Origin of the sequence: Herbaspirillum sp. CF444 (assembly GCF_000282135.1) — a bacterium.
Lineage (GTDB): Bacteria > Pseudomonadota > Gammaproteobacteria > Burkholderiales > Burkholderiaceae_D > Herbaspirillum.
In genome coordinates, this window is sequence record NZ_AKJW01000038.1 from 1 (window position 1) to 24,314 (window position 24,314).

Sequence of the window (24,314 nt, forward strand, 5' to 3'; positions counted from 1 at the left end):
GCCTGCCGCAGCACCTGCCGGCGCGCAGCTTGCACGCCTTGATCGAGCAGCGCGGTCGTGAAACGCCACTGGCAATCGCGGTCTCGTTCGGTGCGCAAACCTTGAGTTACGGGGAGTTGAACCGGCAGGCCAACCAGCTGGCCAGAAAGCTGCGCGCCTGGGGCGTGGAGGCCGAGCAACTGGTCGGGCTGGCGACAAATCGCACGCCGGATATGCTGGTCGCATTGCTGGCCATCCTCAAGGCGGGCGCTGCCTATTTGCCGCTGGATCCGAAACAGCCGGCCCAGCGTCTGGCTGCAATGCTGGCCGACGCGCGTCCTGCGGCAGTCATCGCGCATGCCGATCTGCTCAGCCTGTTGCCTGCCGGGACGGCGCCGCTCTCGCTCTGGTGCCTGGATCGCGACGCCGGGCTGCTGGCGGAGGAAGACGACAGCGATCTCGATCTGCCGGTCCATCCGGACAATCTGGCTTACTGCATTTACACCTCGGGTTCGACCGGAGTACCGAAGGGCGCCTTGCTCAGCCATGCCAATGTCTTGCGCCTGTTCGACACCAGCAAGGAGCAGTTCGGATTCGGCCGCGACGATGTCTGGACCATGTTCCACAGCCATGCCTTTGATTTTTCGGTGTGGGAAATATTCGGCGCCTTGCTGCACGGCGGCCGGCTGGTGCTGGTGCCGTATTTGCTGAGCCGTTCGCCGGACGCATTCCTGCAACTCCTGGTCGCCGAAAAGGTGACGGTATTGAACCAGACGCCTTCCGCCTTCCGGCAGATTCTGGAGTTGCCTGATCTGTACCGGCACACGCCGTCGCTGTCGCTGCGCCATGTGATTTTCGGCGGCGAGGCGCTGGACGTCGGCTGCCTGCAAACCTGGTTCGCGCAGGCGGGGCCGCAGCAACCGGCCATGATCAATATGTACGGCATCACCGAAACCACCGTGCACGTGACGTACCGACGTCTGAGTCCCGCCGATGCGCAACTGCCCGGCAGTCCGGTCGGCTTGACGCTGGCGGACCTCGATGGCTATGTGCTGGATGCCGACCTGAATCAGGTTCCCGATGGTTGCGAAGGCGAACTCTACGTCGCCGGCGCCGGCCTGGCGCGCGGCTACCTGAAACGCGGCGGCCTGAGCGCCGATCGCTTCATCCCGGATCCCTATGGCGCGCAGGAAGGAGGTCGCCTGTATCGCACGGGCGACCTGGTCCGCCGGAACGGTGATGGCGTACTCGACTATCTGGGACGTATCGATCAGCAGGTGAAAGTGCGCGGTTTCCGTATCGAGCTCGGTGAGGTCGAGGCGCGTTTGCGGGAGTTGCCGGGAGTGCGCGACGGCGTCGTACTGGTGCGCGGCGAGGCGGACCAGCGCCATCTGGTGGCCTATGTCGTGACCGATGCAGCGGGCCGGACCAGCGATGCGTCGTCGGCCTGGAAAGAGGCGTTGCGACAGGTGCTGCCGGACTACATGGTGCCTGCAGCGTTGGTGCAAATGGAGCGCTTCCCGCTCACGATCAACGGCAAGCTGGACCAGGCTGCTTTGGCGGCGTTGCAGCCGGGGTCGCTAGTCGGCGCTGACGTTGAGCCGGCGGTCAGCGCTACCGAAGCGGCGCTGACAAACATCTGGAGCGAAGTGCTGGGCCTGGAGCAGGTCGGTGTGACTCACAATTTCCTGGCGCTCGGCGGCCATTCGCTGAGTGCGGTGAAGGTTGGGGCGCAAGTCAAGAGGCGGCTGGGAGTGGAGGTTCCTTTGGCGGTCCTGTTCGAATTGCAGTCCATCCGCGCTCTGGCGCAGTGGATCGATCAGGCTGCGCATCTCAATCGCAATGACGCGGCGGAGATGCAGCAATGGCTGCAAGACTTGGAAGGCGATGCCCTGGAAGAGGCCGGTTGATGCGCCTGCAGTGCCAGGACGCAGCAGTTGTCCGTGAGTCCGGTGACAACAAAACTTTGTTCTGCATCAGGAAAATGTCGTATTATTTCTGCAATAAATAAGAATGATTTTGATTTGCATTATTAATTAAGCAAGGTTCCTTCTCGGTTCCTTTTGTCTGTATAAAAAATAACACCAAGGGTAAGGGCGATATGAAGTCGAAGACCGTAGTGATGAAATTGAACAAAATCAACATGCTGCTGTTGGGCGCCGGCCTGCTGTGTTCGGCCGGAGTTGGATCGGCATGGGCGCAGACCAGCGCCGATACGGCGGCCACCGTCGCCAAGGACGGCAGTTTGCCTGCGGTCACCGTCACGGAGAAGAGCGATGCCGGCTACACCGCGCTGCCGCCGGCCTATTCCGGCGGGCAGGTGGCGCGCGGCGCCGGCGTGGGCTTGCTGGGCAACCGCGACTACATGGAAGTGCCGTATTCGATCGTGAGCTATACGGCGCAAACCATTCAGGACCAGCAGGCGCGCAACGTCAGCGATGTGTTCAAGAGCGATCCGTCGGTGCGTTCGATCTGGTCCGACGGCAGCTACGTCAATCAGTTCACGGTACGCGGCTTTGCGGTGCAAGGACAGGACATGGCGATCAACGGCATCTACGGCATCGTACCGCCGCAAATGACCGGCGGCCTGGAAGGCTATGAACGTGTGGAACTGCTGCGCGGACCTAGCGCGACCCTGAGCGGCATGGCGCCTTCCGGCGCTGTCGGCGGCACCATCAACCTGGTCACCAAGCGCGCCACGGATACGCCGATCACCCAGGTGACCGGCAGCTATTACTCCAACGGCCAGCTCGGCACCAGCGTCGATCTGGGACGCCGCTTCGGACCGGACAACAGTCTGGGCATTCGCGTCAATGCCGCCTACCGCGACGGTAATACGGCGGTGGATAGCCAGGCGCAACGCGTGAGTTCGGTGGCAGTCGCATTGGATTATCGCTCCCGCAACGTGCGTCTGTCGGCCGACTTCGGCTATCACGACATGAACGTCGACTCGCCCAACCGCGTGGTGTTTACCGACAACGCCAACTTCCAGATCCCTAGCGCGCCGGACAGCTCCTCGAATCTGGGGCAGAGCTGGTACTACGCAAAGTCGCATGATACCTATGGACTGCTGCGCGCAGAAGTCGATATCACGCCGGATGTGACGGCCTATGCTGTCGTCGGCGGACGCCGCAACGACTTCCTTGGCTTGTACAACTTTATCTACCTGCAAAACGCCGCCGGCAATTTCCGCGCCAACCAGTATTACCAGCCGACCTATTCCAATACCGAAACCGTGCAAGCCGGGGTGAGCGGAAAATTCGATACCGGGCCGTTGCGACACACGGTCAACCTGTCGGCAACGCAGTTGCAGATCGAGTCTGGCGTGCTGGCGCCGGTGATTTCGACGTATACCTCGAATATCTATAATCCTGCCAGCATTGCGCAGACCAGCCTTGCAGCATTCAGCAACAAGGCGCCGAAAACCGCCCAGGCGACGCTGACAAGTTTTGCCGTCGCCGACACCGTCTCGGTGTTCTCCGACCGGTTGCAAATTACCGCCGGCGTGCGTAACCAGATCGTTCAGAACGATGCCTTCAGCGCCACTACGGGACTGAAAACGACCTCATACAACAAGAACGCCGTCACACCGACAGTGGGCGTCCTGTTCAAACCGTGGGAACAAGTGTCTCTGTACGCCAATTATGTAGAAGGGCTGAGCCAGGGACCGACCGCGCCGACCGCCGGCGTCACCAACCCGGGCGCCGTGTTTGCCCCGATGAAATCCAAGCAGGCCGAAGCCGGCGCCAAGTTTGATGTCGGCGGCCTGGGCGGCGGCGTGAGCGTGTTTGAAATCAAACAGCCGAACGCCTACACCAATGCCTCCAACACCTATGTGGTCGACGGCGAGCAACGCAACCGCGGCATTGAATTCACCGGCTTCGGCACCTTCGCCAAACAGGGGCGCCTGCTGGGCGGCGTGAGTTTCATCGACGGCGTGCTGACCAAGACTTCCAGCGCGCTCACCGATGGCAACAAGGCGGTCGGCGTACCGACCACTAACCTCAACCTCGGAGCGGAATGGGATTTTGCATCAGTGCCAGGACTAACCGTCAGCGGCCGCTATATCTATACTTCGTCGCAGTACTACAACGTCGCAAACACCCAGAGCATCCCTGCCTGGAAACGGGTCGACATCGGTGCGCGCTACGCCATGACTGTCGCGGGCAAGCCGGTGAAGGTGCGCGCGACGGTGGAAAACCTGTTCGACAGCAACTATTGGGCATCGACTTCGACCAACTATGGTTTGTCGCGCGGTTCGCCGCGTACTTTCCTGGTCTCGGCAACGGTCGATTTTTAAGCACCGCCCGGGCCGCTCGACAGGGCCGCTCGCGCATGTTGAACGCACGACCGGACTGCGCCTGGGCGCAATCCGGTACGTTGATATTGGATGGAAGTTTGAGTTATTTGACTATGTCGTGGCGTGTGTATGTGGCCTGAGCGCGGTTTTTCTGCCGGCCGCCGTCGTTGCGGGCGTCTGCTGTCGGCCACCTTGCTGGCAGCGGTGGCGCCGGCGGGGAAGGCCGCGTCCGGCATGCGTATCGCCGCGGTCGACTGGGCCGCAGCGGAAACGCTCGCCATGCTGGGCGTGATGCCGGTTGCGGTGCCTGAGTTCGATGTTTATCGGCAGTGGTTGCCGCAGTCGGCATTGCCGGACAATACCGTCGATCTCGGCTCCCGCACGGAGCCGAATTTCGAGGTGCTGGCGATTCTGGCGCCCGAGCGGATCTTTGTCTCTGGATGGCAGAAAGCCTTGCTGCCGCGTTTTGAAAAAATTGCGCCGACCGAACTGGCGACGATTTTCGACGCCAGGAAAATGCCGTTCCAGCGCATACGCGATCTGGCGGAGCAAGTCGGACGTGTGACGCAAAAAGAGCAACAAGCAGCCCGGGCGCTGCAGGATTTTGATGCCGACATGGCGCACCTCGCCGGCCGCCTGCAGCCGCTGCAAGGGCGCCGCGTCTATGTCGCCGTGCTGCATGAAAACGGGTCCCAAGCTTTTATCTACGGGCCTGGCAGCTGGGTGCACACGGTGATTGAATTGCTCGGCATGCGCAATGCCTTGCGCGAAAAAACCTCAATCTACGGCAATGCCCTGGTCAACATTTCTGCCTTTGCCGCCGATCCGGACGCGCATCTGATCTATCTGGATCAGGGCGACCGCACGCGCCGTGCCGAGCGCATTCTCAAGGACAGCAGTTTGTGGCGCAGCCTGCCGGCGGTGCGCACCGGACGGGTCACGGCGATTGCCTCGTTCTACGCCCTGGGCGGCTTGCCGTCCGCGCGACGTTGCGGCAATTTATTAAGCGCCGCCATGATGTCGCAACTGGAAGGCGCGCGATGACTACGCCCTTGGCTATCCCGCAAAGCGCACGGCCCGCGTACCTGCAGCAAGGCTGGTGCTGGCTGCTGCTGGCGTTGGCCGGTGCGCTGGGAATCGCGCTCAGCATGCACACCTTGTCTGCCGTGTTGCCGCCGCTGCGCTGGTGGACGGTGCTGCAGCAGACTGCGCCTGCGGCCGTGAACGAATTGATCTTCACCCAGGTTGCCTTGCCGCGTATTGTGATCAGCTGGATCGTCGGCGCGTCGCTGGGCCTGGCCGGCGTGTTGTTCCAGCAAATCCTCAGGAATCCGCTGGCCGATCCGGCAACCATCGGCGTGTCTTCCGGTGCTTACCTGGCATTGGTGGTGGCCACCTTGTTTGCGCCGGCTTTGCTGGAGTGGGGCGCGGCAAGCGTGGCGCTGGCCGGCGGCGTACTGGCGGCGGCGGTGGTGCTGATGGTGTCGCGCCGTTCCCGTTTTTCGACGATTACGGTGATCCTGGCCGGACTGATCGTCTCGCTGTTTTGCGGTGCGGCGGGCGCTTCGCTGACCTTGCTCAACCACGAATACCTGAACGGCTTGTTTATCTGGCAAACCGGTTCGCTGGTGCAAAACGGCTGGCAGAACGTCCACTATCTCTGGCCCCGGATCCTGGTCCTCGCAACCGGCGCGGCCTTGATGGCCAGGCCGCTCGGCATGCTGGTACTGGACGACGCGCGCGTCTCGGCGCTCGGCGTCCATGTCGCACGGGTCCGGCTGGGCGCGCTGTTGCTGGGCGTGGCCTTGTGCGCACTGAGCGTCAGCACGGTTGGCGTGGTCGGTTTCATCGGTTTGATGGCGCCCAACCTGGTGCGTCTGCTGGGAGCGCGCACATTCACGCAGCGCATGGCGCTGGCGCCCTTGCTGGGCGCGCTGCTGCTGTGGCTGACCGACCAGATCGTACAGACGATTACCTACTTCCCCAACCCGATTCCGGCCGGTAGTGGTTCGGCGTTGGTGGGAGCGCCGGTGATGCTGTGGTTGCTGTTTCGCCAGAAGAGCGGTTTGCAGGCGCGCGTTGTCGCCTATGAACGCATGGCGCGACGGCCGCGGCTGTCGGGGCGCCAGGTGCAACTGATCTGCGCGTTCCTGCTGGTGGCGACGGTGCTGGCGGGGCTTGGATCAGGACGCGGCCCCTATGGCTGGGAGTGGTTTCCGACCACCACGCTGGGCACCGTCATCGACTGGCGCCTGCCACGCGTGGCAGCGGCCGGCATCGCCGGCGGCATGCTCGCGGTAGCCGGCATGCTACTGCAGCGGATCACCGGCAATCCGATGGCCAGTCCGGAAGTACTGGGGATTTCGTCGGGAGCGTCGCTGGGTATCATCACCATGCTGTTCGTCAGCGTCGACCTGGGCACCGACGGCATGTTGCTGGCGGCCTTCGCGGGCGCGCTGTTGACCTTGCTGCTGGTGCTGGCGCTGAACTGGCGTTCCGGTTTTTCTCCTGAACGCCTGCTGCTGGCAGGCGTGGCGATTTCCACTATCCTGACAGCGATTGCCGCTTGCCTGCTGACCAGCGGCGACCCGCGCACCGCCACGCTGCTGACCTGGATGTCGGGGTCAACGTATCGCGCCACGCTGGCCGGCGCAGCGCCGGCAGGCGTAGCCCTGGTGCTGGTGTTCGGCCTGGCCTTGCTGGGGGCACGCTGGCTGCGGATATTGCCGCTCGGTGAAGAGGCGGCCCGGGCGCTGGGCCTGCATGTGACGATGGCGCGCGGCTGTTTCCTGATGCTGATTGCGGCGGCCACGGCGGGCGCCACGATCCTGGTGGGGCCGCTCAGTTTTATCGGCTTGCTGGCGCCGCATTTCGTCACGGCGCTGGGATTGCAGCGCCCGCGCCAACAAATCACGGCGGTGGCGCTGATCGGCGCGGGACTAATGGTCTGCGCCGATTGGGTCGGCCGCAACATACTGTATCCCTGGCAGGTGCCTGCCGGGCTGGTGGCGGTGCTGCTGGGCGCGCCGACCTTCCTGTATTTTTTGTGGAGAAAACAATGATCGCATCCGAACACCTGGCAGCTCCGACCAAGCAGCGTTCGCTGCTACGCGAAGGCTTGCGCCTGCTGCTGCCTTTTTGGCGGGTCGCTTTCGTGGCGACCATACTGGGCGCAATCAGCGGCCTGTCGTCGGCCTGGCTGCTGGCCACGGTCAATCAGGCGCTCAATGCCGGGCACGGGCCGACGCTGGGATTACTGGCCGGATTCGCGGCGCTGTGTGTGATCACCATCGTCGGCGAAATCGTCTCCGATCTCGGCAACAGCTACGTCGGACAGCAGGTAGTCGCCAATCTGCGCAAGGATTTGTCCGCCAAAATCCTGTCGGCGCCGATTGCCGAAATAGAACGCTTCCGGGTGCACAAGATCACCACCACGCTCAATCAGGATGTCGACACGATCAGCACGTTCACATTCGGTTTTTCCGGCCTGGCGATCTCGATTGCCATCACGCTGGGATGCTTCGCCTATCTGGCGATACTGTCGCCGTTGCTGTGCCTGGTGGCGGTAGCGGCGATTTTGCTGGGCAGCTGGGCGCATGCCGCGGCCCGTCAAAAGGGCCGCAAAGGTTTCGAAGCCGCACGCGAAGCCCAGGACGAATTGCAAAAGCAGTACCGCGCCATTACCGAAGGCGCGAAAGAGCTGCGCATCAACCGCAAACGGCGTCACCAGATTCATGACGACAAGCTGAAGTCGACCATCGACCGCATCCGCGACCTGCGCATCCGCGCCATGCGCCTGTTCATGTCGGCCAACGCCTTCGGTTCGGCCTTGTTCTTTGTCGTGATCGGCGTGATTCTGGCGCTGCAGGGATCGATGCAGTTCGAGCCGCTGGTGCTGTCCGGATTTGTCATCGTGCTGCTTTATGTCAAGGGACCGCTGACGCAACTGATCAGCGCCTTGCCGCTGTTGGGACAGACCCAGGTGGCGCTCAAACGGGTGGCGGAACTGTCGCTCAAATTCTCCAATCCGGAACTCAATATCCTGACGGCCCCCGCGGATGCCGGCAATGCTTCGAACTGCTCGCGCGGCATCGAACTGAGCAACGTCGCGTATGCCTATCCGCAATCTGATGGTCCGGCGCGCTTTGCCTTGGGACCGGTGAACCTGCAAATCAATGCCGGGGAAATGCTGTTTCTGGTGGGCGAAAACGGCAGTGGCAAGACCACGCTGGTCAAGCTATTGCTCGGCTTGTACGAACCCCAGGAGGGCATCATCCTGCTCGACGGCCAACCCGTCGTAGCCAAAAACCGCGACGACTATCGGCAGTTGTTCAGCACTGTGTTTGCCGATTACTACCTGTTTGAGGATGTTATCGTCGGTGAAGATGTCATCGACGAAGCCGCCTCGTATCTGGAGCGGCTGGAACTCACCCACAAGGTGGCCGTCAAGAACGGCAGTTTTTCGACCACGGATTTATCCACCGGACAACGCAAGCGCCTGGCCCTGGTGCACGCCTATCTCGACCGCCGTCCGGTCATTGTGTTCGACGAATGGGCTGCCGACCAGGATCCGGCGTTCCGCCGCGTGTTCTATACCGAAATTCTGCCGGATCTCAAACGCGCCGGCAAAACGCTGGTGGTGATTTCGCACGACGACCGTTACTTCCATGTCGCCGACCGCGTGGTGCACATGTCCAATGGCCAGATCAGCAGCGAAGTCGTCAACACCGCGCAAGCGATTACCGCTACGGCAGGCTGAACCATGCTGGTCTCACATGATGATGCGGCCAGTCAGGCCGCGACCGCACAAGAGGCGGTGTTCGAGCTGGAAAATATCGAGTACCGGATTGACGGCCGGGTGATCCTGCATCCTCTGAGCCTGAGCATACCGGCCGGCCGGGTGACGGGCGTGATCGGCCACAACGGCTCGGGCAAGTCGACCCTGGCCAAGATTCTGTCGCGCCAATTGCAGCCGCAAGGCGGCAGCCTGACCGTCGGCGGCGCGCCGGCGCAATCGTTTTCGACGCGCGAATTTGCCTGCCAGGTAGGCTACCTGCCGCAGCAGATACCGGCGGCGCCTGGCATGACCGTGCAAGAACTGGTGGCGCTGGGACGCTATCCCTGGCTCGGCGCGTTTCGCTCGCCCGGTGAAGCCGACCGGCGCCAGATTGAACGCGGCATGGCGCTGACCGATGTCAGCGCGCTGGCCGACCGGCTGGTGGATACCTTGTCCGGCGGCGAACGCCAGCGCGTCTGGCTGGCCATGCTGGTAGCCCAGGACACGCGCTGCCTGATCCTGGACGAGCCGATCTCGGCGCTCGACATCCGGCATCAGGTCGAGGTGCTGGGACTGGTGCGGCAATTGAGCCGCGAGCATGCGCTGAGCGTGATCGTGGTGCTGCACGACGTGTATATGGCGGGACGCTATTGCGACGATCTGATTGCATTGCGCGCCGGCCGCATCGTCGCACGCGGCAATAGCGCGCAGCTGCTCACGCCGGAAGTGCTCAAGACCATCTATGAGGTGGAGATGGATGTGATGATCCATCCGCTCACCGGCGACCGCGTGACCTGCCTGCGATAGACACAGGCCATCAGCGGCAATCCAGACCGGCCGCCGCGAGCGCGGCATTGGTCATAACCAGGCCGCACCGTGGTCTGCCATGTCCGGCTCAGCGGATCAGCAGCTAAGCCGACTAAGTCGGCCAGGCGGCGACCAGGTGCAAGAAAGGATGCAATGGGACTCAGCAGACGCGACTTTATTGTGGCGCTGTCCATCGTGGCGGGACACAAACCGGCGCTGGCGGCGATGAATGCTTTGGGGGCGGTGGATGCGACTTCGCCCGACGCCGCGCTGGCGCAGATTCGTTCGACGCCGGCGCAAAGCGGCAAAGGGAAATCCGTCATCGTGGTCGGCGCCGGCATGGCCGGGCTGGCGGCTGCCTTTGAACTTGAGCGACTGGGATTTGCGGTGCAGGTGATCGAGGCCCAGGTGCAGCCGGGCGGCCGGACGCGCACTCTGCGCCATGGCGACACGGTGCGCTACGAAGATGGCAGCAGCCAGTCGGTGTCGTTCGAGCGCGACTTGTATTTCAATGCCGGGGCGGGGCGCATTCCCAGCACGCATACCTCGCTGCTGGGATATTGCCGCGAACTGGGCGTGCCATTGGAAGTGATGTCGATTTTTTCGCGCACGGCGCTGTGCGTCATCAAGGACCAAGGCGTCGACAAGCGCTACACGGTCGGCCAACTACAGGGCGATGCGCGCGGCCATATCTCGGAACTGCTGGCCAAAAGCGCCAAACAAGGATTCCTCGACGCTGAACTGAACGCCGACGACAAACAAAAGCTGCTGGGACTGCTGCAACACTTTGGCGATCTGTCGGCCTCGGGCAGCTTCACCGGCACGCGTCGCTCGGGCTATTCGGTATATCCCGGCGCCGGCAAGGATGGCGGCCAGCGCCCCGAGCCGCTGGACTTCCGGGTGTTCCTCGATCGCCGCCTGTGGTATCCGCTGTGGTACGACGAACACCTGGAATATCAATCCACCATGTTGCAGCCGGTCGGCGGCATGGACAAAATCGCCGAAGCCTTCCGCAAGCAGCTGCAACAATCGATACGTTTCAATACCCGTGTTTCACAAATCAATGTGGTCGAGGGCAGGGCGCAAGTCGTCTGCCGCCAGGACGGCAGCAACGCAGAAGTGGCCTTGTCGGCCGACTACGCCATCGTGACCTGCCCCTTGCCGGTGGTGGCCGCACTGAAGAGCAATCTGCCCGAGACTTTCTTCGCGGCGGCGCGCGCGATCAAATATAGTCCAGCCTACAAAATCGGCTGGGAAACGCCGCGCTTCTGGGAAACCGTCAACAGCGAATTCGGCGGCATCTCGTTTGTCGATGACGACAGCGCCCTGATCTGGTACCCCAGCCACGGTATCTTTTCGCCCAAGGGCATTCTGGTGGGCGCCTACACCCACGGCTCGGCGGCCACGCGTTATGCGCAGCTGAGTCTGGCCCAGCAGCAGCAAGCCTCGCGGCGTTCGGTGGAACGCGTCCATCCCGGGCAATCGCAGCAATTGAGCAAGCCGGTCAGCGTGGCCTGGCAGCACATGCCGGGTATCGGCGGCGGCTGGTCGCTGGCCGATCCCAAGAGCGTCGCCTACGACACCATCATCAACGCGCAAGAGTGTTTCTATTTCGCCGGCGAACATGCTAGCCAGATTCCGGGTTGGATGGAAGGCAGCGTACGCTCGGCCAGCCGCTGCGTGGCAATGATCGTCGAACGCGTCGACAGCCACAGCCGCAGCGCGACAAGCTGATTTTCGCCGGGCCGCACGCCGGCAAGTTATCCTCAGGCAAACGATGCGCCCATGTTTGCATAGCACTACGATCAGGAGTCACACATGAAAGCAGCAACAAGCTCGCGACTGACAGCGCTGTTGCTGGCGCTGGCCACGGTCACGACCGCCAGCAGCGCCAGCGAACGCGTGGAAATCCGCCGCACGGCGTTTGGCATTCCACACATCAAGGCCAGCACCGAACAAGGCCTGGGCTACGGCGTCGGCTATGCCTACGCGCAGGACAATGGCTGCCTGCTGGCCAATGAGATCATGACGGTGCGCGGACTGCGCTCACGCTATCTGGGCGGCGAGGGCGCCGCAGCCGACGGCATGCGCAATCTGGAAAGCGATGCGTTTTATCGATGGTTCAACCAGGACGCCGCGCTGCAAAGTTTCTGGAACGCGCAGCCGCCAGCCATGCAAGCCTTGCTCAAGGGCTATGCCGCCGGCTATAGCCGCGTGATTGAAGAGCAGGGCGGCGCCGCGCTGGACGCCTCTTGCAAGGGGCAGGCCTGGGTCAACAAAATCGATGCGCTGGACATGGCGCGGCTGGTGCGCCGCCTGATGATACGCGCCGGCACCACACAGTTTGCCCGCGCCATTCTGGGCGCCCGGCCGCCGACTGCGCCAACTGCGCCAGCCGTGCAGGGCGCGGCGGCCAGTCTGCCGGACTGGGACGCCTTCAGCAGTCACACCGGCAGCAATGCCATCGCCATCGGCAGCGACTTGTCCGTCAACGGCAAAGGTCTGTTGCTGGGCAACCCGCATTTTCCCTGGGACGGCGCCTTGCGCTTCTATCAGATGCATCTGAGCATTCCCGGCAAACTGGACGTGATGGGCGCGGCCTTGCCCGGCATGCCGCTGGTCAATATCGGCTACAACCGATCGCTGGCCTGGTCGCATACGGTCGACACCTCGCGCCATTTCGTGGTGTACCGTTTGCCGCTCGATCCTGCCGACCCCACCCGTTATCTGGTCGACGGTAAATCGCAAGCCATGAGTAAAACCAGCGTCGCGGTCGAGGTGCTGGGCAAGGACGGTCAGCTGAGCACGCAGAAACATGATGTCTATATGTCAGCCTATGGGCCTATCCTCGCCATCCCCGGCAAGATGGCATGGGACAGTCGCGCAGCGTTCGCCATTCATGACGTGAACGCCGCCAATACCCGGGCATTGCAGCAATGGTATGAGATCGCAGGCGCCACCAGCGTGCCGCGTCTGCGTGAGTCACTGCAGCGCACCCTCGGCATCCCCTGGGTCAATACCCTGGCGGCCGACGCCAATGGCCGCGTGTTGTTTGCCAACGTGTCTGCGGTGCCGCAGGTGGATGCCGCCAAACTGAAAGACTGCGGCCTCAACAGCGGTGGCGCCGATGGCCTGGTCATCCTCGACGGCGCGCGTAGCCAATGTGCCTTGCAGAGTGCAGCCAACACGCCGCAGCCGGGCATCTTTGCCGGCAAGCAGATGCCGCAACTGGAGCGCCGCGACTATGTGCACAACTCCAATGACAGCGCCTGGCTCAGCAATGCGGAGCAGCCGCAAACCGGCTTTCCTGCGATTGTCAGTCGCGACGGTTTGACCGTGAGCGGGCGCGGACGCTTGGCGCTGGACTGGTTGACGCACCGCGTCGGCGCCGATGCGCGCATCGGGCCGCAGGATCTGCAAGCGCTGCTGACCCGCAACGCGGTCTATCTGGCCACGCCGGGCGTCGATGATTTGCTGCGTCTGTGTCCGACCATCAAGAACGATGACGGCGCCGCTGCAACACCGGATCAGGCTGCGCTGACGCAAGCTTGCAGTGCGCTGCGCCAGTGGGACCGCCGCACCGATACCGACAGCGGTCTCGGCTATCTGTACTTTGCCGCGGCAATGGAGCAAGCCGCAAAGCTGCCGGACAGTTGGGCGGTGCCGTTTGACCTGCGCCACCCGGTAGCCACGCCGCGCGGCCTGCGCACCAGCGATCCGCAACTGGCCGGCAAGATGAAAGAAACGCTGATCAGCGTCGCCCGCCAATTGAACGCGGCCGGCATAGCGCCGGACGCGCGCTGGGGCAGCATCCAGGGTAGCAGCCGGAACGGCGTGTTCTACCCCGTGCCAGGCGGCAGCGGACCACTCGGCGTCTACAACGCCATCGAGAGCCGGCCGCTGAACAGCAGCGGCAAGCGCGAAGTCATCTCAGGATCGAGCTACATACAAGTAGTCTCGTTCGACGTCAAGGGACCGCATGCATCGACCCTGATGACGTTTTCTGAATCCTCCAATCCAGGTTCGGCACACCACACCGACCAGACCCAGCTGTTCGGACGCAAACAATGGGTCAGCGTGCCGTTCAGCGAAGCGCAGATTGCTGCGGATAAGGAGTTGCGGACGACGGTGTTGGAGTTGCCTTGAGCAATCGCAAGATGCCAGATCACTTGCTGCGTTCGATCAGGTCGAGCGCAGCAGGCGTTGACGAGCAAGGGTGTTGCCAAATTCTTACTTAGTATTGACGCCGTGACTACGGGCGATCAAGTTAATACCGGAGTCGTGGTCTTCATCAAGCCCCGTTCAGATTTCTGAACTGCGCGTCGTCGGCTATGTGTTGTTGTTCGCTGATCTTCTCCGGATCAAGTCCGGCCGGTTTGGCTGGTACGTCCAATTTTCCGTTGGTGAAGTAGGTGTCGCGAAGGGGCCAGTCTGCTTGGATCATCAGCTTGTACCAATCGTCTTGACGATAACTCTCGGTGTAGCCGATTGGCAGGTCGTACGCCACCACGCGTTTGATGAACTAGGCGTGCATGGGCATGGTGCTGTGGTTAGTGGGCATGGGGTACCAATTGGTGATGCGCTGCTGCATTTCTTCTTGTGTTTCCAGTTCTCGCTGCTTGCCGCCAGGGGCGTAGATTTAATTAGTCGCAGCGGAAAGGAAGGTCGACCAAGTCGAACAGGAAAAGGCGGCTTGGATCGACAAGATCTTGGCGCAGCGCAAAGAGGAAAGGGCGACAACAAACTAGGTAGCCAATAAATTTCGCATGCGAAATTTATCAGGCGGCCGCATGTGTGCGGCATTAATCTAAATGGATCACAATGAACTGCCCCCAAAGGTTGGATATTAATCCAATCTTTGGGGTGTTTTTCACGGCTAAGTGCCGAACTTGCTTCAGCGACAATTTAAGGCAGAGCGATTGCATAATCCTCGAACGAAATATGGCTCTTGCCGCTTTCATCTTTGATGAGATCGTCTTTTCCGAGCCTGAATTTCCCGGTGCGAGCACCCATCTGAATCAGCATTGGCGGGCTGAAGTAAATCCAATTGAGGCCGGACTCCCTCAAGCGTGTGAATGCTTTCACATCAAAGAGCATTGAATCTCACTCCGTAGTCGATTTTGAAGCTCTTTTCCGCGGGGCCGAAGAAGGCAAAGACGGCAAGCACTCAAACAAGCGTTCTGCATAGACGAACCCCATCCGTCTGACCGCGCCCTGATCGAAATACAGCAGCCAAGCGGCAAGTAATGCCAGCGAAATGAGCAGTGTCAAGCCTGCGGCAAGACCCGGATCAGCAAGGTGCTCTAGGCTAAAATGGGGAGGTGCTAGCTGCAGAATCTTTGCAATCAGCAATCCGTAGACGATACCCAAGAGGCACGACACAATGCCGGCAGGCTTCATTGCCAGCATATTGCGGTGAAATCCGTAGGCAATGTTCTCTTTCAGCAAGAGCTGCTTGTTGGAACGCGTAAGTTCGCGAAGCCGCTTTGTGGCGCCAACGTAGATGTCGTCTGCTTTATCGGGACTTGCTGATTCTTCTTCTGCCGTTGGCATGGCGATGCCCAGCTTAGCCGCAATCGCGGCGTGGTAGCGCTGCTTGCTGACACCATCGAGAAATTTGTCGCGATGGCGTAACGCGATGGTTGTCGGCATACCGCCCCATCTTGCAACCAGGATCTCTTCAAGCTTCTTCCCGCGCCCGCGAGCTACGCTCGCAAGCGCATAAATGGCACCGCAGCCACCAAGCAAGCCAATCACGCCTGTAAGTACCGGGTGCTTTGCGCCGTAGACGCACAACAAAGGAACCAGCAGCGGTAACGCTACAAGAAGTCCTGGGATTACGCGCGCCTTGCGCTCATAGGGGTCTTTGACCAGTTCAATAATAGTTGTCATGGGCGTTCAGCTTTGGGCCGACAAGGCATCAATATAGGGTTGAATTTCATCGCGGTTCTTCAAAGTGATCTGCTGCACGAGAGGGTCGGGTGCTTCTTTGGTATGCAAGCCCAAACGCCTCAGCGTGTAATACAAAAACGCTTGGCGGCATGGAAGTTTGACCTGTCCATTTTCCATTCCATAATCCAACTCCAGGACTCGTTTCTTGGCAGCGGGCAAATCAGGGTGCGGTGCAAGCACCAGCGTCAAGAGAGTTTGCCAGTGCGAATCCTGGCTGGCATCCACTTGGCTCGCTTCGAAGCCGTCGATGCGCAGGATTCGGGCAAGGACAAAATCACTGAAGCGCTGGCGTTTGTGACAAAACGCGCGCATGTGCCAGCGAAAACCGTCATTACCAAGGGCGTGGGGAGACAGCAGGCGAACCGATTCGTCCATGGACGTCATGGACTGGTAGCTCACCCAAATGGCTTCCTGCTGCCGAATTGCCCGGACTACTGCTTCGACGGTCTGCTCATTGATCGTGCGCCAGGGGGACGGCGCCCAATCTGCCTCAAGTGTTGAGCCGATAAAGCTGGCCGCAGGCTCGATGACACCCATCTTGGTGGCCAGCAGCTCCGCTAGATAGTGTTGCGCCGAACTTCGTTGGTAAAGCGGGTGAAAACTCGGCGCTGCCGTGTAGGTCTTGGAACTACGATCGTAAGTTAGGTTGCTCGGCGCCAATTCCGTGTACTTGGCAATGTCCAGTGACGCCTGGGGAACCGATATGCCGAAGTGCTCAGTGAGATCCATTCGATTAATGCGCCGTTCCCAGCGCAAACGGAAGTCGATGAATTGAAGTCTGCTTTCCAACCCCCAACTTAGCCCTTTGGGCTCAGTAGGACTGGCGGCAGTGGCAGAGGGCTCTTGCATTAGTTGCACCTAAAAAGTAGACGGATATAAAAAATAGTCGTACATTAACTATACGCGATCATCCTTCATTCGTCTACTTGGAGCTCCAATGCCCACAACCATCACGTTTTTCCCCGTCGACAGTGGGGACATGACCCTCATCAAGTTCGGCGACCTCGACGCAACCACCCTGCTGATCGACGTAAACATCAGGCAAGACGCCGACGACCCTGACGGGGAGGCGCGCGATGTCGCCAAGGATCTGCGCGATCGACTGAAAAAAGATGAGAACGGCAGGCCGTATGTCGATGCGTTCCTGCTGAGCCACCCGGACCAGGACCACTGCCGAGGCCTGACGCGGCACTTCCACCTGGGGCCGCTGGACAAGTATCCAGATGACAAGAAGGACGACAAGGACAAGAAGATAGTGATCCGCGAGATGTGGTCGTCTCCGATCGTGTTTCGACGCGCCAGCAAGACGCACACCTTGAGTGACGACGCCAAGGCGTTCAACACGGAGGCGCATCGGCGCGTACAGCTGAACCGCGACAAGAATTTCGTCGTCGGAAACGGCGACCGCATTCAGATCATGGGCGAGGACATCGACGGAAAAACCGATGATCTCACCTCGATTGTGCGAAAGGTGGACACGCGCTTCTCGACGATCAATGGCAAGAGTTCCGCATTCTTCTCCGCGTTTCTTCTGGCCCCCTTGGACGCGCAGGACGACGAAGAAGAGGAGGAGGGCCTAGTCAAGAACCAGTCCAGCGTGATCTTGAACTTCACATTGGCTGCTGATGCTCAGACGCCGGATGGCGCAAAATTCCTTACTGGTGGCGATGCCGAAGTATTTATCTGGAACCGCCAGTGGCAGCGCCACAAGGCCGAAGCCGATGTGCTTGAGTACGACATCATGCAGGCGCCACATCACTGTTCCTGGCATTCGCTGTCCTATGACAGTTGGTCGGACTACCGCGAAAAGGCCAAACTCGATGCCGACGCTCGCAAGGCGCTTTCGCAGACCCGCGACGGTGCCGTCATCGTCGCCAGTTGCAAGCCGATCGCAGACGACGACAGCGATCCGCCCTGCATCCGCGCAAAGCGTGAATACGTAGCAATCGTGGACGAAGCAAAAGGCGACTTTTACTGCACGGGCGAATATCCGAGCGAAAAATCCGTGGAGCCCCTCGTTTTCACCGTCACCGCTCAGGGGGTGCAGCCCCCCTCGAAGAAGGAAGCCGGAGCGAAGGCCGCTGCCGTGATCACCTCCGCGCGCACTCCGATGCCGCACGGGGCATCATGACGGGCGCCATCGCAGACGCACTACATCAACTTCAGCGGCATCGGGGCCTGATTCGCGTTGGCGAGCCAAAGGCAAATGGTGCATCGATGCAAATAGAAGTCGATGTTGCCGTCCAACTGCCAAACAGGTCACGACGTAACGGCGTCTCCGAAACTGGAGTGCGCGCTATCGAGACATGCGTGCTGATATTCGGCAGTGATTGGCCTCTGTCTGCGCCCAATCCTTTCTTACGTGCGGACTTCCCGCTCAATTTGCCGCACATCAATCCCCATCGCGAAGGTGAGCTGGTCTCGCCTTGCCTGTTCGATGGGTCGCTGGACGAGTTACTGCATCGCTTTGGCCTAGACGCCATTGTCGATCAGTTGGTCGATTGGCTCCACAAAGCCGCAGCCGGAACATTGCTGGACTTGGAACAGGGGTGGGAGCCGACGCGCCGAGACAGTTGTCCCTCGACCATTGTATTCAGTGCCGAGAAGGTCGCGGCCGCCGCACTCGCTGACGGCACGATTCTGGTAGTTCCGGCAGTCTACGTGACCATTGATGGCGGACTATACGCCATCATCAATGCCGAACTGACCGCACAAATCGATGCAGTGTTCTTCCAGGAAGTTCACAACGACAAGTTGGGCAAGTGGGGAAATGGTCGTACTGCGGCCTTCATTGCGCGAGCTCCAATAACCGGCGGCCACCCGTATGTAGTCGGACACTATCAACCGGAGACGGTCGTCGATCTCGTTACGCTGCTCGATCGAGCAGCGGAACTCGGCATTGATCGCGACGCTTTGGCCCAAAGCTTGGATGGTTATTACAGACGCTCGATCTTGGATATGCAGCAGGACTCGCGCGGCTGGGTGCATGGCTTGTACGCGATTGTGATTCTGACTGTACAACGGCCAGCTTCGCTTGTGGGTTCACCAGGGAGAAGTATCGAGGTATTGCCCTATGTGGTGCACTATGAACTCAATACCCAAGCACTCCTAGAGCGAAACTCCACGGTTCACCCGGCCTTTCATGCGCATGAGCTGTCCCCCGAGCTATTGGCAAGAACGTCCGGCATTCCATCAGCAGCCACATCGCAGCCGCTGGTCATATTGGGCTGCGGAAGTGTGGGATCGAAAATCGCGATGCAACTGGGGCGAGCAGGTTTCGGCTCAATGACTTTCGTCGACAACGAATCCATGTCGCCTCATAACGCGGCGCGGCATGCACTCATTGAGCGGGCATCGGTACTGGTTCCACCTCGGAAGTCGGCACTGATGAAGACGGCCTTTGAGGAGCTGTCGCATCTTCAATCGCGCGCGTTCGACACCGACGCCGTGACCCTTCTGGTCGATCCGGCACAGTTCGCCACAGTCGTTCCGCAGGATGCGGCCCTCATCGTGGACGCGACGGCCTCACTTCAGGTGCTGGCCGCAGAAACACAATCAGCAGCACTGAACCAGTCTCCTGCCCGTCTGGTACGGATCGCGATGTATGGTCAGGGCCGCTGTGTCGCGATTTTGCTCGAAGGGCCTGGTCGCGCCTGCCGCGTTGACGACCTTACAGCATTCTTGTTCGAGTGCTGTCGGTTTGTGCCGGAACTGCGGGCTTCGATTGCCGGGGATACGTCGGAGCCGACGCGCATTTTTGTGGGCGACAACTGCCGTTCACTGACGATGCCAATGTCTGATGCCGTTGTTTCGCGTTCTGCGTCACTGGCTGGCCTGCAACTGGAACGTTGGCTCGTTGGCGGGCTTCCGAAGGAGGCAATGCTTTGCGCCGGGGTCTCGGATGCCGAAGGCCTCGGTATGGAATGGACCCGCGCCAGCCTTGGCCCAACCACTGTGCTCGAACTAGCTGACGATGGTGGCTGGAACATTCGGATTCTGCACCCGGTCGTGCAAGCGATCCATGCTGATGCGCTGCACTGGGGTTCCCTGGAAACAGGCGGAGCCTTGGTCGGCCGCATCTCGTTCGAAAATCGAACCATCACCATTGCGGGCATCGTGGATGCGCCGCCTGACAGCATTCGAGAGGCCACCCGCTTCGTCCTCGGAACGGATGGACTCGTCCAGAATTTGCGCACTGCGAATGGAGCCTCTTTGGGGTATCTCGCCTTCATCGGAACTTGGCACAGCCACCCGAAAGGCGGTCCACACTCGGGCATAGACCGAAATACATTGCGCAACATCGCCGAGGATGCAGGTGGCCTTCCCGCCGTGTCGTTGGTATGGACTCCGACAGGACTCACGTGTGCGGTGGATCGCTGGTAGGGGCAAAGCCACCAGCACTTTATTGGCATAAAACCAGAGGGATGTATGGTTGACTACTTCGAGATCGATTTTCTTGGCGTCGAAACTGCAAAAAGTGGGGATGCGATCACGCTGCGCTATTCGGTGAATGGTACTGAGGGTGTGCACGTCGTTGACGGTGGATATCTGGATACAGGAGATCAGATTGTCGAGCACCTGAAGACCTGCTACGGAACAACTGTCATCGACCATGTCATCCTCACGCACCCTGATCGAGATCATGCAAATGGCTTGCGAAAAGTTCTGGAGCAATGCACGGTCAGAAATCTCTGGATAAACCGGCCGTGGATCTATGCAGATCAGTTGATCGATCGATTCGAGACCTATGAATCAGTTGAAGCGCTGAGGCAGAAGTTGCGCTCCATCTACGATGCCACGGCAATTCTTGAGGATCTGGCGGTAGAAAAGGGAGTTCCAATCCATGCCCCCCTTCAGGGGCAGAGCATCGGCCCCTTCACTGTGATGGCACCAACCCTGGGGCGTTATTTCGACCTGATTGTGGACTCCGCGAAGACACCGGAGGCTGTTGAAGAAAGTGCTTTGGATAGCGCGCTGAGCAGCATATTTCGGGTAGTGAAGGCCGCGACCGCCTACATCAAATCCCTGTGGGGCGAGGAGTATTTTCCACCAGAGCCTACCAGTCGTGAAAATGAAATGAGTGTGGTCCAGTCGGCTGTCCTGAACGGTCATCGTGTCATGCTTACTGGCGATGCCGGGCGTGAGGCACTGCAAGAAGTTATTGACTATGCGCCTATTGCCGGACTCGCGTTGCCAGGCATTCGGTATTTCCAGGTGCCTCATCATGGCGGTCGGCACAATGTTTCGACTGAAATTCTGGATCAACTGGTTGGTCCACGATTGGACAGAATGCCCGACAAGCATACTTGGAATGCCATTTGCAGTTCTGCCAAAGCAGATGAGGATCACCCGCGGAAGTCCGTAATTCGCGCGGTATTGCACCGGGGTGGGCACTGGGCGGCAACCGAAAGCAAGAATCTCCGCATTGGGGCGGGCATTACCCGCGATGGCTGGGTATCAATTCCTCAAGCAGAATACCCCGAAGAGCAAGAGAGTTGAGCGGGTAGTTTGATGGAAGATAAAATTGCGGCACTTTTGCTTCATACGCGACGGGAATTGGCAAATTCGCTTCAGATAATCTGGCACTTTTACTTCAGCGGACGATTCTTGCCAAACACTTGCCGGATAAGGCGTCGTAAGTTACGAAGAAATTTTACATAATGTAAATTATGCGAAGTTTTATGCGCATAAATAACTAGAACTCAGCCACTTCGCAAATCCTCAACTTTGTTCAAATTAGCAACATTTCCCACATTCCGAGCCGATACCCCTTTTACGCTCACCAACTCGAAAAGATCATGCGATATCCCAATACTCGTTATGGCAATCCGACCGAATTCCAGTACTACGCCCAAGGCCAGTCGCCCAAAGATATTGCCAAGCGCCTGCGCCGCTCAGAACACTCCGTCAATCTCTGGCTGGCCGGAAAACGCCGCATGCCATGGTGGATTCCCGAAATCCTCCGGCTCCAGCGCCTTGAATACGATCTATGGATGCACCAAACCGGCCTAGGCCGCATGCGTACCAAGCTCGGCATCGCCAGCGCCGACGTGATCGCCTTTAAGGACTTTCGCGCCCCCGACGACCAACCAGCAACACCTACAACTGGCCACGGCACCAGCCAGGCTGCTTAATCCCACTCAATGCTATACTTTTGACAGGAAATCCATTGATATGACAACCGTGACCTTCGACACCCACCAGTTCATTAAAAAGCTCGAAGCCGCAGGCTTAGCCGAAGCTCAGGCGGAAGCTATTTCCGAAGCAATTAAAACTGCGTCGGACACCGCTGATACAGTTTCGAAAAAAGACCTGCAAATCGAACTGGCTCCGATCAGAACCGATTTGACGCTCATGAAATGGATGCTTGGTCTTATCGTCGCAGGCGTCGCCGCCCTCGTCCTGAAATCGTTTTTCTGACGATACCAAGCCCCCCCCAAAAAAAAAACTAAAGCCCCGAAAGGGGCTTTTTTTTTTTACAAGAAATAAAACAAGAATATTTTTCTAATCTAGTTTGTCAATCTTTCGTTCAATACGCTCTACGCGAACAAACGGAGCCGCAGTCGCTGCGACCAATAATAGTTCTTTTTGATAGCCCTCAAGACGTTCACCGTGAAATACCGACTCCACCAACTCCAATAGATCAGAAACGGCCCCGTATTCACAACCTGCTTCTTGCAATAACTTAATCTGTTTTGCCATGCTATCGGTGATTCTCAACTCTTCTTTTCTGATCGGTGCCGTCTGAATCGATTGCGAGATTCCTTGCTGCACGTCATACAAGAAATCGACCGAGTTTTCATCTAGCACATTTTCCGGAACTGCTAGCTGGATTAAAAGCTGAATCGAGTTCACAAACCAATCGACTCCCCTCCAAGGTCCATCATGCTGTTCCGCCAAATATTGAATCGCGCGGCTAACAATCTCGGCATCTCCTCGCAGATTCTCACACCAGTCGGACCAATGAAATATTTTCTCAGTTAACTCGGCTGCCAAAGAATCCACAATGTCATTAGATGCGGCTCCTTGTCGCCAAAGAACCTTCCTTAAAAAATGAATGCAGGAAAAATTTACGGATCGTTTCCATTTTGCATCACGTTCGCTATCGCTGCCAACATCTTGAGCCACTATTGTCCTCTATAGAAAAATTTAAGACGGAGAAAGCCAATTATCTCTTCTGTAATTCATCAACGAACTTCTGCATGAGCTCACGTCCAGCCTTAGCGTATTCATGTACGACAAGCGAAATGGCAACCATACTCGTATCGATTGCTAGCTCTTTTCGAATGGCGACTAATACCGGGACAGACTCCGTCATCAATATCGCTAAATGATCAGAAACTCTCGATACACTTGCCGCCGTTAGCTGATTAGATTGTATTTTCAACTGCCGTTGCTGCTCTCCTTGTGCATGATCAATCGAATTCAACAAACGAATTAACTTGTCATTCTCCTGCATTTCCTCAGACAAGATCGACAGAAATTTCATTGAGTAATTTTGCACAACTTTAACCGTTTCAGGTTCCGCAACCACCAGTACTGATGAAACAGCTAAACCAAGAGCCTTAGAGCGAGCAAGATACTCTTCGGTAGTCACTCGTCCCCCCATTGTCGCTCCCAACATTTGCTGAGATTTGACAAACTCTGTTAGAACCGGCAAAAAAATCTCCTTCTTGAATTCGTACTCTCTTTCTTTTTTTTCTTGCTCCAGATCGTTCTGTCGAGTAACCGCCAAATTTTTCGTATTGAAATGATTTGTAAGCCAGATACCAATAATAGTGGCTGCTGGCGCGACGATGTAACTCCATATAGTTGAATCGCTAGACATTTAGCCCCTCCCCTTAAAATAATAATTTTTCTAAAACGGCACAAGTGCTGCACATTTATTGAGGTCAGGTGCAGTTGCGATCCATATTACATCAAGCGCTTTGTTGTACCAGAACTGAGCTCCATCGAGCAGGCCAGATTCCGCAATAGCAAACGCTGTTTGGACAGCTCCCAAGGCCGTCACACTGGCAATCGGCCAGCTTTGCACCTCAGGCTTCGGAATGCCTCTCGATGCGAAATAACGTTTCTGATCGAGATCACGGCAATCCATTTCTTTTGCGCAGTATTTGGCAATGTAGGCCGCCAGCTTGTGCACACCCTCCTTTCCAAAGCCAAACTTGGAAGGATTGCGTACATCGATATTCGACATCGAGCGCCCTTGCTCATCGACGCCTACAATGCTCGACCAGATCGAGCGCAGCAAGTGATAGGACTGACGACCATTGACGGCCACATGGAAATGCAGTGCGCCACGTTCCTGTTCCTCGATGACTGCGACGTAATGAAATTCCTTGTGCTTGCGCATGCGGCGACGGAATCTATCCCAATGCTTCAGGGCCGTTTCTCGGTCGGTCATGTTCGCTCGATAGGTCAGCGTAATCATGCGGTCAGCGCCGATGGTTTTGCAGGCTTGACGCACCCTCTTCTTGGCCGCCCTCCCCGCTACCGATT

The 24,314-nt window shown here is 58.8% G+C and carries 20 protein-coding genes; 13 read left to right on the forward strand and 7 right to left on the reverse strand.

Annotated elements, in window-relative coordinates:
- From PMI16_RS08980 to pvdQ, 8 genes are all read left to right on the forward strand, one after another.
- A partial coding sequence (locus PMI16_RS08980; RefSeq protein ID WP_034379692.1) for an amino acid adenylation domain-containing protein occupies window positions 1-1,889 on the forward strand: 1,889 nt, incomplete at its 5' end.
- A 212-nt stretch (window positions 1,890-2,101) separates the two neighbouring features.
- Complete coding sequence (locus tag PMI16_RS08985; RefSeq protein ID WP_034379701.1) at window positions 2,102-4,279, forward strand: TonB-dependent receptor; 2,178 nt, start codon at window positions 2,102-2,104, stop codon at window positions 4,277-4,279.
- A 129-nt stretch (window positions 4,280-4,408) separates the two neighbouring features.
- Window positions 4,409-5,323, forward strand: coding sequence for an ABC transporter substrate-binding protein (locus tag PMI16_RS08990; RefSeq protein ID WP_007878690.1), 915 nt, complete (start codon window positions 4,409-4,411; stop codon window positions 5,321-5,323).
- Window positions 5,320-7,341 (forward strand): Fe(3+)-hydroxamate ABC transporter permease FhuB, encoded by a 2,022-nt coding sequence (fhuB, locus tag PMI16_RS08995; protein ID WP_007878691.1) that lies wholly within the window; start codon window positions 5,320-5,322, stop codon window positions 7,339-7,341. Before PMI16_RS08990 ends, fhuB begins: the two co-directional genes overlap by 4 nt.
- The gene (locus tag PMI16_RS09000; RefSeq protein WP_007878692.1) at window positions 7,338-9,038 is read left to right on the forward strand and encodes a cyclic peptide export ABC transporter; all 1,701 of its coding nucleotides are present in this window, start codon (window positions 7,338-7,340) and stop codon (window positions 9,036-9,038) included. Before fhuB ends, PMI16_RS09000 begins: the two co-directional genes overlap by 4 nt.
- 3 nt (window positions 9,039-9,041) lie before the next feature.
- A complete protein-coding gene (locus PMI16_RS09005; protein ID WP_007878693.1) occupies window positions 9,042-9,863 on the forward strand; it encodes an ABC transporter ATP-binding protein in 822 nt (273 codons plus the stop codon).
- Between the two features lie 153 nt (window positions 9,864-10,016).
- Entirely contained in the window at window positions 10,017-11,597 is a 1,581-nt protein-coding gene (locus PMI16_RS09010; protein ID WP_007878694.1) for a flavin monoamine oxidase family protein, read from the forward strand.
- 84 nt (window positions 11,598-11,681) lie between these two features.
- Window positions 11,682-14,009 carry a bifunctional acylase PvdQ gene (pvdQ, locus tag PMI16_RS09015; protein ID WP_007878695.1) on the forward strand — a complete coding sequence of 776 codons (2,328 nt, stop codon included), beginning with the start codon at window positions 11,682-11,684 and terminating at the stop codon, window positions 14,007-14,009.
- 145 nt (window positions 14,010-14,154) lie between these two features.
- Here the strand turns inward: pvdQ and PMI16_RS09020 are convergent, their stop codons facing one another.
- From PMI16_RS09020 to PMI16_RS09035, 4 genes are all read right to left on the reverse strand, one after another.
- Complete coding sequence (locus PMI16_RS09020; protein ID WP_034379694.1) at window positions 14,155-14,370, reverse strand: hypothetical protein; 216 nt, start codon at window positions 14,368-14,370, stop codon at window positions 14,155-14,157.
- Window positions 14,371-14,768: 398 nt separating this feature from the next.
- Window positions 14,769-14,960 (reverse strand): hypothetical protein, encoded by a 192-nt coding sequence (locus PMI16_RS09025; RefSeq protein ID WP_007878697.1) that lies wholly within the window; start codon window positions 14,958-14,960, stop codon window positions 14,769-14,771.
- Between the two features lie 6 nt (window positions 14,961-14,966).
- Entirely contained in the window at window positions 14,967-15,755 is a 789-nt protein-coding gene (locus PMI16_RS09030; RefSeq protein WP_007878701.1) for a hypothetical protein, read from the reverse strand.
- Window positions 15,756-15,761: 6 nt separating this feature from the next.
- A complete protein-coding gene (locus PMI16_RS09035) occupies window positions 15,762-16,664 on the reverse strand; it encodes a WYL domain-containing protein (protein ID WP_007878702.1) in 903 nt (300 codons plus the stop codon).
- Window positions 16,665-16,752: 88 nt separating this feature from the next.
- Here PMI16_RS09035 and PMI16_RS09040 point away from each other — a divergent pair, with 88 nt between their 5' ends.
- The 5 genes from PMI16_RS09040 to PMI16_RS09060 all read left to right on the forward strand — a co-directional run bounded on the left by PMI16_RS09040 (window position 16,753) and on the right by PMI16_RS09060 (window position 22,235).
- Window positions 16,753-17,946, forward strand: coding sequence for a hypothetical protein (locus PMI16_RS09040; RefSeq protein WP_007878703.1), 1,194 nt, complete (start codon window positions 16,753-16,755; stop codon window positions 17,944-17,946).
- Window positions 17,943-20,198 (forward strand): ThiF family adenylyltransferase, encoded by a 2,256-nt coding sequence (locus PMI16_RS09045; protein WP_007878704.1) that lies wholly within the window; start codon window positions 17,943-17,945, stop codon window positions 20,196-20,198. The genes PMI16_RS09040 and PMI16_RS09045 overlap by 4 nt, the downstream gene beginning before the upstream one ends.
- Window positions 20,199-20,243: 45 nt before the next feature.
- A complete protein-coding gene (locus tag PMI16_RS09050; RefSeq protein WP_007878706.1) occupies window positions 20,244-21,314 on the forward strand; it encodes a ComEC/Rec2 family competence protein in 1,071 nt (356 codons plus the stop codon).
- Between the two features lie 299 nt (window positions 21,315-21,613).
- A complete protein-coding gene (locus PMI16_RS25810; protein ID WP_007878712.1) occupies window positions 21,614-21,949 on the forward strand; it encodes a hypothetical protein in 336 nt (111 codons plus the stop codon).
- 40 nt (window positions 21,950-21,989) lie between these two features.
- Entirely contained in the window at window positions 21,990-22,235 is a 246-nt protein-coding gene (locus PMI16_RS09060; RefSeq protein ID WP_007878713.1) for a DUF1640 domain-containing protein, read from the forward strand.
- An 84-nt stretch (window positions 22,236-22,319) separates the two neighbouring features.
- On the opposite strand, the gene PMI16_RS09065 is transcribed toward PMI16_RS09060, so the two are convergent.
- The 3 genes from PMI16_RS09065 to PMI16_RS09075 all read right to left on the reverse strand — a co-directional run.
- Complete coding sequence (locus PMI16_RS09065) at window positions 22,320-22,943, reverse strand: hypothetical protein (RefSeq protein WP_007878714.1); 624 nt, start codon at window positions 22,941-22,943, stop codon at window positions 22,320-22,322.
- Between the two features lie 40 nt (window positions 22,944-22,983).
- The gene (locus PMI16_RS09070) at window positions 22,984-23,643 is read right to left on the reverse strand and encodes a hypothetical protein (RefSeq protein WP_007878718.1); all 660 of its coding nucleotides are present in this window, start codon (window positions 23,641-23,643) and stop codon (window positions 22,984-22,986) included.
- Between the two features lie 30 nt (window positions 23,644-23,673).
- Window positions 23,674-24,314 (reverse strand): rolling circle replication-associated protein (locus tag PMI16_RS09075; protein WP_007878719.1); only part of this gene is annotated, 641 nt, incomplete at its 5' end.

What these genes read in the sequence shown, in the direction of transcription:
- PMI16_RS25810 (WP_007878712.1), top strand. Translation starts at nt 21,614, where the DNA reads ATGCGATATCCCAATACTCGTTATGGCAATCCGACCGAATTCCAGTAC.
- PMI16_RS09005 (WP_007878693.1), top strand. Translation starts at nt 9,042, where the DNA reads ATGCTGGTCTCACATGATGATGCGGCCAGTCAGGCCGCGACCGCACAA.
- PMI16_RS08990 (WP_007878690.1), top strand. Translation starts at nt 4,409, where the DNA reads ATGTGGCCTGAGCGCGGTTTTTCTGCCGGCCGCCGTCGTTGCGGGCGT.
- PMI16_RS09070 (WP_007878718.1), bottom strand. Translation starts at nt 23,643, where the DNA reads ATGTCTAGCGATTCAACTATATGGAGTTACATCGTCGCGCCAGCAGCC.
- PMI16_RS09045 (WP_007878704.1), top strand. Translation starts at nt 17,943, where the DNA reads ATGACGGGCGCCATCGCAGACGCACTACATCAACTTCAGCGGCATCGG.
- PMI16_RS09010 (WP_007878694.1), top strand. Translation starts at nt 10,017, where the DNA reads ATGGGACTCAGCAGACGCGACTTTATTGTGGCGCTGTCCATCGTGGCG.
- pvdQ (WP_007878695.1), top strand. Translation starts at nt 11,682, where the DNA reads ATGAAAGCAGCAACAAGCTCGCGACTGACAGCGCTGTTGCTGGCGCTG.
- PMI16_RS09000 (WP_007878692.1), top strand. Translation starts at nt 7,338, where the DNA reads ATGATCGCATCCGAACACCTGGCAGCTCCGACCAAGCAGCGTTCGCTG.
- PMI16_RS09060 (WP_007878713.1), top strand. Translation starts at nt 21,990, where the DNA reads ATGACAACCGTGACCTTCGACACCCACCAGTTCATTAAAAAGCTCGAA.
- PMI16_RS09030 (WP_007878701.1), bottom strand. Translation starts at nt 15,755, where the DNA reads ATGACAACTATTATTGAACTGGTCAAAGACCCCTATGAGCGCAAGGCG.
- PMI16_RS09035 (WP_007878702.1), bottom strand. Translation starts at nt 16,664, where the DNA reads ATGCAAGAGCCCTCTGCCACTGCCGCCAGTCCTACTGAGCCCAAAGGG.
- PMI16_RS09050 (WP_007878706.1), top strand. Translation starts at nt 20,244, where the DNA reads ATGGTTGACTACTTCGAGATCGATTTTCTTGGCGTCGAAACTGCAAAA.
- PMI16_RS08985 (WP_034379701.1), top strand. Translation starts at nt 2,102, where the DNA reads ATGAAATTGAACAAAATCAACATGCTGCTGTTGGGCGCCGGCCTGCTG.
- PMI16_RS09040 (WP_007878703.1), top strand. Translation starts at nt 16,753, where the DNA reads ATGCCCACAACCATCACGTTTTTCCCCGTCGACAGTGGGGACATGACC.
- PMI16_RS09025 (WP_007878697.1), bottom strand. Translation starts at nt 14,960, where the DNA reads ATGCTCTTTGATGTGAAAGCATTCACACGCTTGAGGGAGTCCGGCCTC.
- fhuB (WP_007878691.1), top strand. Translation starts at nt 5,320, where the DNA reads ATGACTACGCCCTTGGCTATCCCGCAAAGCGCACGGCCCGCGTACCTG.